General features: G+C 38.6%; 12 protein-coding genes. 4 read left to right on the top strand and 8 right to left on the bottom strand.

What is annotated here, in order from left to right; translation table 11 throughout:
- Positions 1 to 99: 99 nt before the first annotated feature.
- The 6 genes from lpdA to RM553_RS15775 all read right to left on the bottom strand — a co-directional run bounded on the left by lpdA (position 100) and on the right by RM553_RS15775 (position 4,852).
- Positions 100 to 1,491 carry a dihydrolipoyl dehydrogenase gene (gene lpdA / locus RM553_RS15800; RefSeq protein ID WP_311535920.1) on the bottom strand — a complete coding sequence of 464 codons (1,392 nt, stop codon included), beginning with the start codon at positions 1,489 to 1,491 and terminating at the stop codon, positions 100 to 102.
- Positions 1,492 to 1,642: 151 nt separating this feature from the next.
- Entirely contained in the window at positions 1,643 to 2,278 is a 636-nt protein-coding gene (locus tag RM553_RS15795; protein WP_311535919.1) for a collagen-like triple helix repeat-containing protein, read from the bottom strand.
- Positions 2,279 to 2,417: 139 nt separating this feature from the next.
- The gene (locus RM553_RS15790; protein ID WP_311535918.1) at positions 2,418 to 2,960 is read right to left on the bottom strand and encodes a hypothetical protein; all 543 of its coding nucleotides are present in this window, start codon (positions 2,958 to 2,960) and stop codon (positions 2,418 to 2,420) included.
- Positions 2,961 to 2,976: 16 nt separating this feature from the next.
- Positions 2,977 to 3,369: a peptide-methionine (R)-S-oxide reductase MsrB gene (gene msrB / locus RM553_RS15785; protein ID WP_311535917.1), complete on the bottom strand. Its 393-nt coding sequence runs from the start codon at positions 3,367 to 3,369 to the stop codon at positions 2,977 to 2,979.
- A 9-nt stretch (positions 3,370 to 3,378) separates the two neighbouring features.
- Positions 3,379 to 3,858, bottom strand: a complete 480-nt coding sequence (msrB, locus tag RM553_RS15780; RefSeq protein ID WP_311535916.1) for a peptide-methionine (R)-S-oxide reductase MsrB — start codon at positions 3,856 to 3,858, stop codon at positions 3,379 to 3,381.
- A gap of 124 nt (positions 3,859 to 3,982) precedes the next feature.
- A complete protein-coding gene (locus RM553_RS15775; RefSeq protein ID WP_311535915.1) occupies positions 3,983 to 4,852 on the bottom strand; it encodes an alpha/beta fold hydrolase in 870 nt (289 codons plus the stop codon).
- Positions 4,853 to 5,020: 168 nt separating this feature from the next.
- On the opposite strand from RM553_RS15775, the gene RM553_RS15770 reads away from it, so the two are divergent.
- The 4 genes from RM553_RS15770 (at position 5,021) to rpsA (ending at position 9,967) form a co-directional block, all read left to right on the top strand.
- Entirely contained in the window at positions 5,021 to 5,842 is an 822-nt protein-coding gene (locus RM553_RS15770; protein ID WP_311535914.1) for a M48 family metallopeptidase, read from the top strand.
- A 206-nt stretch (positions 5,843 to 6,048) separates the two neighbouring features.
- Complete coding sequence (gene cmk / locus RM553_RS15765; protein ID WP_311535913.1) at positions 6,049 to 6,753, top strand: (d)CMP kinase; 705 nt, start codon at positions 6,049 to 6,051, stop codon at positions 6,751 to 6,753.
- 5 nt (positions 6,754 to 6,758) lie between these two features.
- A complete protein-coding gene (locus RM553_RS15760) occupies positions 6,759 to 7,937 on the top strand; it encodes an MFS transporter (RefSeq protein ID WP_311535912.1) in 1,179 nt (392 codons plus the stop codon).
- A gap of 173 nt (positions 7,938 to 8,110) precedes the next feature.
- Positions 8,111 to 9,967, top strand: coding sequence for a 30S ribosomal protein S1 (gene rpsA / locus RM553_RS15755; RefSeq protein ID WP_311535911.1), 1,857 nt, complete (start codon positions 8,111 to 8,113; stop codon positions 9,965 to 9,967).
- Positions 9,968 to 10,255: 288 nt separating this feature from the next.
- Here rpsA and RM553_RS15750 read toward each other — a convergent pair whose 3' ends face one another.
- Positions 10,256 to 11,428 carry an acyltransferase family protein gene (locus tag RM553_RS15750; RefSeq protein WP_311535910.1) on the bottom strand — a complete coding sequence of 391 codons (1,173 nt, stop codon included), beginning with the start codon at positions 11,426 to 11,428 and terminating at the stop codon, positions 10,256 to 10,258.
- A 147-nt stretch (positions 11,429 to 11,575) separates the two neighbouring features.
- A complete protein-coding gene (locus RM553_RS15745; RefSeq protein ID WP_311535909.1) occupies positions 11,576 to 13,063 on the bottom strand; it encodes a hypothetical protein in 1,488 nt (495 codons plus the stop codon).
- Positions 13,064 to 13,275 lie beyond the last annotated feature (212 nt).

Below are 13,275 nucleotides of genomic sequence, written 5' to 3'. Positions count from 1 at the left end.
ACTGGGAGAATTTGTAATAAAAAATCCCGAAAAACTCTTTAGTTCTCCGGGATCTTATAATTTTCTACAGTCTACAGTCTACAGTCTACAGTCTACAGTCTATATATGAATCACTTCATCATAAGCTGCGGCCACGGCTTCCATCACGGCTTCACTCATAGTTGGGTGAGGGTGCACTGCTTTTAGCACTTCATGGCCAGTAGTTTCAAGTTTTCGGCCTAAAACTGCTTCAGCGATCATATCTGTCACGCCGGCACCAATCATATGGCAGCCTAACCATTCACCGTATTTGGCATCAAAAATTACTTTTACAAAACCATCAGATTTTCCTGCGGCTTTTGCTTTTCCTGAGGCTGAAAACGGGAATTTTCCCACCTTGATTTCATAACCTGCTTCTTTTGCCTGTTTTTCAGTCATTCCCACAGAAGCAATTTCAGGAGTGGCATACGTACAACCGGGAATATTTCCGTAGTCCAGCGGCTGAACTTTCATGCCTTTAATTTTTTCAACACAAAGAATACCTTCCGCAGAAGCTACATGGGCAAGAGCGGGACCGTGAACCACATCTCCAATGGCATAAACACCATCAGCATTGGTTTTATAAAAATCATCAACTACAATCTTATCCTTTTCAGTTTTGATTCCCAGTTCTTCAAGGCCAATATTTTCGATATTTGTTTTAATTCCTACTGCAGAAAGCACAATATCTGCCTCAAGGGTTTCTTCGCCTTTTTTGGTCTTAACTTTTGCTTTTACTGTTTTTCCTGAAGTATCCACGCTTTCTACAGAAGAATTGGTCATTACCTTAATTTTCGATTTCTTCACGCTTCTTTCAAACTGCTTGGAAACTTCTTCATCTTCCAGGGGAACAAGGTTTGGAAGAAATTCCACAATAGTAACCTCGGTTCCCATGGAATTATAAAAGTGGGCGAATTCTACCCCAATAGCTCCTGAACCTACCACAATCATTGATTTTGGCTGTTTTTCCAAAGTCATTGCCTCCCGGTAGCCTATTACTTTTTTACCATCCTGTTTTAAATTTGGCAATTCACGGGAACGTGCCCCGGTGGCAACAATAATGTGATCTGCCTCGTAATCTTTGGTTTTATCGTCTTTGCCTGTTACAGCAACTTTTTTACCTTTTTTCAGCTTTCCGTAGCCCTCAATAACATCAATCTTATTTTTTTTCATAAGGAACTGTACGCCCTTACTCATCCCGTTTGCCACATCGCGGCTTCTTTTTACCACGGCGCTAAAATCCTTATCTGCTTTTTCCAGTTTTAAACCGTAATCTTCAGCATGTTTAAGATAATCAAAAACTTCAGCACTTTTCAAAAGCGCTTTTGTTGGGATACAACCCCAGTTAAGGCAAACACCACCAAGGTTTTCTTTTTCAATAATAGCTGTTTTAAAACCCAATTGCGAAGATCGAATTGCGGTTACGTAACCTCCCGGGCCACTGCCTAAAACTATGACATCATATTTACTCATTTCAGTAATTTTTTGTGAGGGTTTAGAAGTTGCGAATTTAAGGAATTAATGCTTAAACAAAAAGGATTAAACAGCTGCTTTAGCCATGTAAGTACACAAAAAGCCTATCGGTGAGGATAGGCCTGGGATTTATGCAAATTCCAATCAGATTTTAATTTTTTATTGTAGATATGCTTGTGATTTCTGAAGTGTCTATTCCCAGTTCATTAACCACTGCGTTATAATCTGCAATATCCACATTAGTATTTTCTGCAAAATCTGCTGGTACAATAATTATTCTAAATAATTGATTATCGGTATAGGTGGGATCTATGGTTTCAAAATCCTCATCAGGAATACTGCTGAATAAAAAGATATTGAGGTCAAAGTACGTATATTCAAAAGTGTACTGGATCTGCTCTCCGTCATCTGTATAAATTACTTGTGGAAGTTGTCGCCAAACATAATAAGGTACTCCATCAGGATCTTCGTATTGCCCCCATGCCATATATACAAAAACGGCATCGTCTTCGTCAACCTCAATTCCCTCAGTTTCAAAATCCACAGAGAGCGTATAATAATTATCTGCAGTAAAGTTTGAGACTTCTAAATCCAATACAGTACCAACTACGGCTTCACCGGGCTCCCCTTGAGGCCCTTGTTCACCCTGTTCCCCTTGAGGACCTTGAGAACCCTCAGGCCCTTGTTCGCCCTGAGGACCTTGTTCTCCTTCAGGACCGGGAGGGCCTTCAGTAGAACAGGAAAAAATACTGGTGCAAAAAAGTAACAAAAGTAGTGTTTTCTTCATATTGAAAGTGATTTAAATGAATAATGTGGTGAAGATAGAAATATTTAAAGCAATTTTGAAACTAAGTACTAAAAGAAGATTACAAAAAAATGCCTGTTTGAGTTTCAAACAGGCATTTAATTCTGATAATTAGTTGATGTTATTTTTTTGTTTTTAATTGGAAAGCTTTTAAAACTGCCTCCATATTTGCAGGATCTACTTCTGAAGAAGCAAAAGTATCTGATGGAACTACCACAATTCTAAATGTTTGTCCATCAGTAAATCCTGAATCTAAATTGCTTAAGTTATAGTTGCCGTCAATAATTATTTCAACATCACCAACGGTATGATTATAAACATATTGAATAGTACCTTCTTCAAGGAAAAAGTTTTGAGGGATTAAACTCCATCCATCCAAATCATTTCCATTCTCATCTTCAAGAATTTCAAGACGGTACACCAATACCGCATCTGCGTCAGGATTTATTGTTGCAACGTCGTCTGGAATATCTATGATAACAGAATATTGATTCGCATCTTCTAAATAATCGAAGTCAACAGTTTGTTCAAAGGTATAGCCTAGGCCATTCACTCCATCTTCTCCCGGAGGTCCCTCTGGCCCTTGTGGCCCCACTTCTCCGTCATCAGAACATGATACAAATAGAAAAGTGGTCATAAATAAAAGTGAAAATATTTTTCTCATAATTTTAAGTGTTAAGTTATTTATCAAATTCAATACTTGCCGAGTTAACGCAAAATCGCTGTCCGGTTTCGGTAGGGCCGTCATCAAACACATGCCCCAAATGGCTGCCGCAGGTGGCGCAAAGGATTTCTGTTCTAATCATTCCAAAACTTTTATCCTGTACATATTCCACTTTACCTTCAATAGCCTGGTCAAAGCTTGGCCAGCCACACCCGCTTTCAAATTTAGCATCACTTTCAAATAGTTTAGTGTGACATGCGGCGCAACGATATTCCCCATCTTCAAAATGAAGATTGTACTTACCACTGTGGGGCGCTTCTGTTCCTTTTTCACGCAGCACCCGGTATTGCTCTTCGGAAAGCTGCTTTTTCCATTCTCCTTCTGATTTTTCTATGGCGTATTTTTTCATTGTATTATCTTATTTGTTAGCGGGTACAAAATTCATGGCTACTCCGTTCATGCAATACCTTTTGCCGGTGGTTTCGCGGGGGCCGTCATCAAAAACATGTCCCAGGTGCCCACCACATTTTGCACAATGCACTTCATCCCTGGTATATCCCAGTTTGGTATCACGCCCCAGCTCTACACCACCTTCTACAGGTCGGTCAAAACTAGGCCACCCTGTGCCGCTCATAAATTTGTTTTCAGTTTTATAAAGTTCATTTCCGCAGGCCGCGCAAATAAATGTACCCGGTTTTTTAATATTATTTAAATCACTTGAGAAAGCAGGTTCTGTTGCAGCCTTTCTTAAAACCTGAAATTCTGCATTTGTTAATTCCTGTTTCCACTCTTTTTCAGTTTTACTTACTTCAAAGTTTTCTGAAGATTTTTTTTTCTGTGCATTTCCGTTACAACTCATCATTATTGTTGCTAACAGTAGAAATATGATCTTTTTCATGTGTTTATTTTTTCTTTTTAAAATTTGAAAAATGGCTACATATTTAAATTATTGCCTTGTGCCATGTCTTTCTTTGGGTCAGCAAGGTGCCAAATTCCGGCTTTTATTTTTAAAAGTACAAAGATTATACCGCGATGAACGTTGTGATTCTGTTAATTACCCCGGGATCTCCCAAAATTCGCCTGTGGCCTAAGTTTTTGGTGATTAAAATGCTGCTGTTTTCAAGAACACGATTAATTTCGTAAGCACAGTTTACCGGTACATCCACATCATCTTCATCATGAATAATAAGGCTTGGAATAGTAATCCCTTCCGCAGAAACAGCTCCGGAATAAGTGTCCATATCCTGCCCTAATTTCGTGTCCAGGTATGCTTTCATCTTTTTAGCAACTGCTTCATTCATTTTCATATTACGGGCAAATTCCCTGGTGATGTGGGTAATACTGTTTGCAGTTCCAATTACAACAAGTTTCTTGGTTTTTAGCCCGTCTTTTACTGCACGCAGGCTGGCCATGCCTCCCAAAGAATGGCCAATTACGGCTTCAAAGGGGCCATATAATTTGTCCAGATGATGTGTAGCTTCAATAAAATAGGGCATCATACTCATCTTTCCTTCTGCTTTTCCATGTGCGGGAGCATCAAAACTAATTGTGGCATATCCATGGGCAAGGAGTGCATTTGCAATTTTAGAAAGTTGTGTTCCGCTGCCACTCCAGCCATGCACAAGCAAAACTTTTCTAGCCGATTCTCCATATTCGTACACCACAATTTCCCGGTTAATTGAAGGAACAATTATTTTTGTTTGCCGGGAACGGGCATCCATTTCTTTTTCCCTTTCAGGTAATTTATACTTAAAAGGGGAGAGGAACAGCCTGGCAGCAAAGCGGCTGGCCAGGAAAGGGCTGATGATTTTGAGTATCCTGTTGAGACTAATAATATAATCGGGTATAAGAAGGCGCTGTACAGGAATAGATTCCTTGTTTTTCTTGGACATAGAATTAAATAGTCCGCAATTTAGTCATTATAAAAGGTTATCTCTAATTTGATTAGGATTAAGTTTTTCTGGTACTGTTGTTGAAGAAGCCTTTTTGTTAAATCCTACTTAAACACCTCAGGAGGAAGTGCCTGCTTTTGTAATTTTAACAAAAATAAACCCATAATTATGAGAATCAAAAAAACACTAATAGGAATAAGCGCAGTGCTGCTGATGATAGTGGCCTGTAAAACAAATCCTTTTACAGGAGAGAAAAATCTCAATTTTGTTTCTAATGACCAATTGTTTCCATCTTCCTTCGAGCAGTACAATCAGTTCTTAGATTCTGCTGAAGTAGTACGGAATACACAGGCTTCTCAAATGGTAAAAAATGTAGGACAGGAAATAGTTACGGCAGCTCAAAGATATTTAAATGCTAATGGCTACCAGGGCTTTATGCAGGATTTTGAGTGGGAATTTAATCTTGTGAGGGATGACCAGGTGAATGCCTTTGCCATGCCGGGGGGAAAAGTAGTGGTTTATACAGGAATCCTTGATGTAACCCAGGACAGGACAGGACTTGCTGTGGTAATGGCACACGAGATTGCCCATGCCCTGGCCGATCATGGTGCGCAAAGGATGAGTGCAGCCCAGTTACAACAATTGGGAGCAGTTGCCGGATCTGTTGCTTTAAGCGGAAAAAGCACCCAGACACAACAAATTTTTGCACAGGCTTATGGATTGGGAACGCAGGTGGGAGTAATGTTGCCCTTTAGCCGTAGCCATGAAGCTGAAGCAGACAGGATAGGCCTTACTTTAATGGCTATCGCGGGATATAACCCAGATGAAGCAGCCGATTTATGGCGAAGGATGGCAGCGCAAAGCAACGGCCAGGCGCCGCCGGAATTTTTGAGTACACACCCCTCTAACCAAACAAGGATAGAAAATCTTACCGAGTGGGCACCGGAAGCAAAGGCCGAAGCTGAAAAATATGGTGTCACTTCTTTTTAGAGGTAAAAAAATTAAATTTTTTACTAAAGAGGCTGTTACAAGGATAGCCTCTTTTTTTATACAATAATTTATAATTTCTTGCAGGTTGAACTATAATTAATAAAGCTGATTTTTTAAGGATAGCCTTTAAACTTCTTTTTCTTCAGCTTAAAATTTCCTTAGTCTTAGAATTGCTTATTTTTGTGCCTTCACTCAAAACTTGATTTATGAGTAATAAAATTACTATTGCCATAGACGGCTTTTCTTCAACAGGTAAAAGCACCATTGCCAGGGAGCTTGCCAAAGAACTGGGTTATATCTATGTAGATACCGGGGCAATGTACCGGGCCGTAACACTTTATGTGATGCGGCATTTATTTGTAACCGAATCCAATTTTGATGAGGAAGCTATTTTACGGCATTTGCCATTTATAAACCTGAGGTTTGTTTTTGATGAAAAACTTGGTTATGGTGAAATCTACTTGAATAAAGAAAATGTGGAAAAGGAAATCCGTTTAATGGAAGTTTCCAACAACGTAAGCAAAGTGGCCACTGTTTCTAAAGTAAGGGAGATGCTGGTGAAGCAGCAGCAGGAAATGGGAAAAGATAAAGGTGTGGTTATGGATGGCCGTGATATTGGAACAGTGGTTTTTCCAGATGCCGACCTAAAGCTTTTTATGACCGCCTCAACCCAAACCCGCGCAGAAAGAAGGTTCAAAGAACTACGCGAACGTGGAGAGAAAGTGGAATTTGATGAGGTGCTCAAAAATGTAAAAGACAGAGATTATATGGACTCCACCAGGGAGGATTCTCCACTTATAAAGGCAGAAGATGCTATAGAAATTGATAATTCCAATATGAGCCTGCAGGAACAGTTTGATAAAATCCTGAAACTGGCCAGGCAAAAAATAAACGCCGCACAACGGGGCTAATTTTAATGGATAGGAAGAAACTTTCCAACCCGGTTTTGTACCTCATGGCAGCCGGGGCAGGTTTGGTGGTGGCTAATAATTACTACAATCAGCCACTACTTAATTTAATTGCCGGTACTTTTAAGGTTTCAGAATCTGAGGTGAGCCATATTCCTTTGTTTACCCAGCTGGGCTATGCAATGGGTTTGCTTTTTATTATTCCCCTGGGAGATAAATTTCCGCGGAAAAAATTGATCCTGATAGATTTTGTGGCTATCGTATCTTCATTATTGGTCGCGGCAGTGGCACCATCACTTCTTATCCTGGGAATCGCCAGTTTCTTTATTGGTTTTTCCTCGGTAGTGCCGCAACTTTTTGTGCCCATGGCGGCACAATTAGCTGATGAGAAAGAAAAAGGAAGGGCCATAGGAATTGTAATGAGCGGCCTGTTAATTGGCATTTTAGGTAGCAGGTTTTTAAGCGGACTCATAGGTGAATACTTCGGCTGGCGCATCATGTATGTAATCGCCACAGCTCTAATGCTGATTTATTGGATCTTGCTGAAGTGGAAATTGCCCGAATTACAACCTGATTTTAAAGGTACATACGGCGCGCTTATGAAATCTTTGGCACATTATTTTAAAACAGAAAGTTCGGTAAGGCTTGCTGCAGTCCGTGGCGGGTTGGGTTTTGCCGGGTTCAGTGCTTTCTGGACTACCCTGGTGTTTTTAATGGAAGATTCATTTAACTACGGCAGCGGGATGGCAGGAACATTTGGTTTGCTGGGAATAGGAGGAGCGCTCGCAGCCACGTGGGCCGGTAAATTAAGCGACAGGCTAAACCGGAATAAGCTTATTACTATTTCAAGCTTAATAATGATTATTTCCTGGGTTATATTTGGTCTTTCCGGTAGTTCGCTTATTGGTATTATTGCAGGGGTATTGCTTCTGGATATGGGGCTGCAGTCTCTTCATATTACTAACCAGAACATTATTTTTTCGAAACATCCCGATGCCCGTAACAGGATTAATACTATTTATATGGTAGGATATTTTATTGGTGGGGCGGCAGGTACAATTTCGGGCGCTTATGCCTGGGAAATATATGGATGGAAAGGCGTTTCAGGTATCGGCTTCATCTATTCGCTGCTAATCCTGTTTTTTCATTTCGTTTTTAAAAAACCTGATGCTGAAAATATCTCGTAAAGTAGTTATCATAGGTTTGATATTCAAAAATTAAGTTGTATTTTTGCGCTCCTTTTTGGCAATTGTCCGGAAGAACAAAAAGGGCTGAAAATCAAATACTAAAATCACTTCTGTGTTTTTAAATTGCAGAATTTCTTCCGAAGAAACACAGGATACAAATATTATTATCAGCAATGGCTGAAGAAACAAAAAATCAAGAAACTCAGGAGTCTAATGCACCTGAAGTTCAGGAAGTAGCAGGAATGGCGACAGATTCGCAACCAGAAGTTGTAGAGCAGCAGCAGGATCCTGAGAAGTTTTTAGAGGAATTCAACTGGCACAATTATGAAGAGGGAATAGACCCGATTGATGACCAGAAGCTGGAAGAATTCGAGAAACTGGTAGAAGAGAATTTCGTAGATACCTTAAATGATGAGGTTGTTACGGGAACTGTGATCAATATTACAGATCGTGACGCTATTATAGATATCAACGCGAAAAGTGAAGGAGTTATTTCTTTAAACGAATTCCGTTACAACCCAGATCTTAAAGAAGGAGATGCGGTTGAGGTATTGATTGATGTGCGTGAAGACGCAACAGGACAATTGATCCTTTCTCACCGTAAAGCCCGTGTGATCAAAGCCTGGGAACGCGTAAACAAAGCGCACGACGAAGGCCTTATCGTTAACGGATTTGTAAAATGCCGTACCAAAGGTGGTATGATTGTAGACGTTTTTGGAATCGAGGCGTTCCTGCCAGGTTCTCAAATAGACGTTAAACCAATCCGTGACTACGATGCATATGTAGGTAAAACAATGGAATTTAAGGTTGTAAAAATCAACCACGAATTCAAAAACGTTGTGGTTTCTCATAAAGCGCTTATCGAAGCCGATATTGAAGAGCAGAAGAAAGAAATCATCGGTCAGCTTGAAAAAGGCCAGGTACTTGAAGGTACTGTTAAAAACATCACTTCTTACGGGGTGTTTGTTGACCTTGGAGGTGTTGACGGACTTGTTCACATTACCGATCTTAGCTGGTCAAGAATCAACCATCCAAACGAGATTGTTGAGCTAGACCAGAAACTTAACGTGGTAATTCTTGACTTCGATGAAGCCAAGACAAGAATCCAGTTAGGTCTTAAGCAGTTGAGCCAGCATCCTTGGGAAGCGCTAGACAATGAGCTTAAAGTTGGAGATAAAGTAAAAGGTAAAGTAGTTGTAATCGCAGATTACGGTGCGTTTATCGAAGTTGCTGAAGGTGTTGAAGGCCTTATCCACGTTTCTGAAATGTCATGGAGCACTCACCTTAGATCTGCTCAGGATTTCGTAAATGTTGGAGACGAGGTTGAAGCGCAAATCCTTACTTTAGACAGGGAAGACCGTAAAATGTCTCTTGGTATCAAGCAATTGACTCCAGACCCATGGACAGATATTACTTCTAAATATCCTGTAGGTTCAAGACATTCAGGAATCGTACGTAATTTCACCAACTTTGGTGTATTCGTAGAACTTGAAGAAGGAATTGACGGGTTGATCTATATCTCTGATCTTTCATGGACCAAGAAAATCAAACATCCATCAGAATTCACTAATGTAGGGGATACTTTGGAAGTGGTTGTATTGGAACTTGATGTTGACGGCCGTAAACTAAGTTTAGGTCACAAACAAATCGAGAGCAACCCATGGGATAAATACGAAGAAGAATTCGCTGTAGGAACTACCCATACTGCTGAAATTTCTGAAATCGTAGACAAAGGCGCTACTATCGACTTCAATGAAGATATCACCGCATTTGTTCCACAGAGACATCTTGAGAAAGAAGACGGAAGTAAACTGAAGAAAGGTGAAGAAGCAGAATTCCAGATTATTGAGTTCAACAAAGAATTCAAGAGAGTGGTAGCGTCTCACGCTGCTGTTCACAGAGAGGAAGAGCAGAAGATCGTTAAGCAGGCCGCTAAGAAAGCTGCCGCGCAAAACAGTTCAAACAACACCACTATTGGTGATGTTAATGCCGATCTTCAGGCACTTAAAGATAAGATGGAAGGAAAATAATCCTGAAGTTGTTAAAACACGAAAAGCTCCCTGGGAAACCTGGGAGCTTTTTTATTTTAAAAGGGTGAATACCCCGAGGCTCGCCTCGTTAGCAGATATTGTAAAGTTTGAAAACGTGTTCCACCAAAATGCTCCGTAGGCTTACCCCGGAAAAATTTACTGTGGAAGGCTTGGTTCTCGCCCTATAGGGTAATTTCTGCTCTCCATCATGCTCCGCAAGGTGCTGGGCTCGGGCAAATATGACTATCAGGGTAACTTTTAATCGCTTGGGAGACTGCGTAGAAACACTTAGTTTTCTTTTTTTAATAATTTGTTCTTAACATAGATTTTGTTAGCTTCTCTAACTTTGTCTCTCCATTTAAACTTTTCAAGATTAGGCAAAAAAGGTCCTTCTTTAGACGTTTTGCCGAAAAGCTGTGGAATATTTTTATCCAGGATAGTAATTATAGGAGCACATAGAAGCATACTCAACAAAACAATTACGGAGCAATAAAGGCTCGTCCAAACCACGGAATCCGGTGGAGCATATAAATCTACAATCTCACCATTAATGAAGTGGTGGAAAATTCCATTTAAGCCTAACAAATAAAGCGTGTTTTTACCGATGTACTCGAAAAGGCTATTGAATGGTAATATAATGCACAAAGAAATAAGGAAAAATGCTCCTGCAAAAGCAGTTATGAGGAATGGAATAATATAACCATGTTGTGAAAGTACCATAAGTACAGTGAAATCTTCTGTTGGAGAATTAAGATTAAAAGTGAAAAATGCAATAAAGAAAAATATAGGTAATAGCAGGTAAACCATCCATTTTTTCGTGGCCGCTATTTTTTTTATAAACGGGAAGATAGAAAATCCGGTAAAATAAAAGCCCATAGCTACTATGGCTTCATGAATATACCAGGTATTTAAAGTGACACCCGTTAGTTTAGCAATAGAAAGATGATAACGACATACCAGTAAACCTGTTACAAGAATTAGAATTCCCCAAAACAAGCTCCTGGTTCGGGATTTAATTTTTGGAATTATAAAAGATGCCAGAATTTCACAGGTAAAAAGACATACAAGAAACCAGGTGATAAGGTTTAATTGTGGGCTGCCCTTTAAATAATATAAGATCTTGACGATGATTTGGTACCAGTCTACAAATCCAAACTTCATATAAAAATATGTGATCCAAAGCGGTATAAAAAGAAGGCCAAAGACAAAAACAGGCAATAACCTCCTTAGAAATAGCTTTTTAAAATTATCATTAAAATTCCCGTGAGGTTTAAAGAAAAAACCGGAAATAATAAAGAAAACAGGCATCAAAAAGGCATGATCAAATTTCAACTGGTAAAATGCTATTGCACTACCTGCGGCAGCGACACGTTCGGCAATATGATCATAGAACACCAGGAACATACCTACAGCCTTAATGGAATCGACCCATAAAATTCTTTCCTTTGTTAGTCTCAGCATAACTTACATCTTTTAAGCGAAGGGATAAATAATTTAATTGTGCAGGAAAATATTTAAAGAGATGGGGGATAGGGATTAATTGACTTCTAAACCAGATAAAACTTATAAATTAAAACATATCTAAACCCTTTAAAACGGATATTGAAATTACCACTGGCATGGACAGGGTCCACTTTTAGGTACATCCCTGTATACCAAGAATTTTTTTTCCATCCACGAGATTCTATTAAATTGGGGTAAATTTTGATCTTTAGGTAATTGTACTTTATATGTTTTTTTTCTATAGGAATACGTTAGATTCTTAGGTTCTTCTGAATCATAATTTTGCACCTCCCTTTCTATTTCGAATAATGTTACTAATTCATGTTTTTCTTTGATATGGATAAAAGGGGGATAATCTGAATCTTCAATTTCAACAAAATCATTGTTGTACTGTAGAAGTGGTAAGGTCTCAGCGATAATTAGATGATTTGATTTTTCTCCGGCTACTTTAAGATTAGAAAACATTGAGAAATTAGTAGCTGTTTTCAGCCCCAGGTAGGGGGTTATTCCATTGAAAACAGTTAGAAAAATAAAAAAAATAAAAGCCGGTGCTGGTATATTTAATAACTGTCTGGTATGTAATCTGTCTTCAATTTTAGTTTTAAAGATGTACCTAAGCGTTAGTAATATTAAAAAACTACACCAGGCGTACAAGCCAAAAATGATAAATTGCAGGTAATTAGGAGGAACTGCAGGTACGGGATTCGTCTTGTAGATCCATAGTATTAAAACGCCTGCTGGTATTAGCAAAGCAATGCTTAGCTTAATCTTATCTTTTTGATTCAAAAACATCAGTTTTCTCAAGATGTTTGTGATAGTTATGTGAATATCCTTTACTGTTTTTATAGGTAGAAATAAAGTATACAGCGCGTAAATTTCTGTAGTAAAGCTAAAAATCATAAGATTAGGATGTATAGCCAGTAGGAAATGAAAAGCGAGACCTGTAATTATAGCGAATAGTCTATAACCGAGGATGAGAAGAAGTACAGGAATTAAGGTTTCTATAATTAGAGTGCCATAAATAGTTATCCAGGCAACAAGTTCATTATTGGGTAAAAAGGGAAGGATTTTTGTTATTTCCCCATATAAAGCTACTCCACAGCTTACCGTGGGATCAAAATAGCTATGGTTTAATTTATGGAATACGGTAAAGAAATATAAAATTATTACCAGCCATCGCAGAACTGGTGCAACAATTTTATACATCTGCCCTATATTTTCCTCAAGGTTTCCTGATTTCTTCCAAAAGTACATATATAGTATTCCTGAAATTGTACAAAGATTAACAATAAGAGCAAGTATAATATGGTTGGGAATAAAGGGCATGTTCCCAAACTTAATGCCGCTCCATATCAGTAATCCGGCTGCAAATATTAAGGGTTTTCGAGGGTTTAAAACAGACAGGATTATTACGAATGGTAAAAATACGCAGAGTCCTAAAAAGAAATAATTTCCAGATTGTAAAAAGTTATTTCCAATTTTTGTCCAATCACCTGCCGTAATGGTATGATGTACTAAAATGAAAAAACACCACATAAAATGGAATATCCTGTAGCTTTTAAAACTGATAGGAAACTCTTTATTTTCTTTCATTTTACGTGGTTTAATTCCTGAATGTCAGTATTAAAGTAAAATATTTTTTTGAAACATTTCAGTGTTTTAAGGCTTTACCTGTAAAAGGAGAAAAAAAATAGTTATAATTAAAGTTAAAGTGTTTATAAAAAGAATATGAAAGAATTTTATTCCTTTTTGTAAGAAAACATAGCTGCTTTATTAAGACAGGAAGATAAAAGCAGGCTTTTTTA

Source organism: Autumnicola tepida (assembly GCF_031846485.1).
Classification (GTDB): domain Bacteria; phylum Bacteroidota; class Bacteroidia; order Flavobacteriales; family Flavobacteriaceae; genus Autumnicola; species Autumnicola tepida.
The sequence above is the reverse complement of the archived record's forward strand: the minus strand, read 5'-3'. Positions and strand labels throughout refer to the sequence as shown.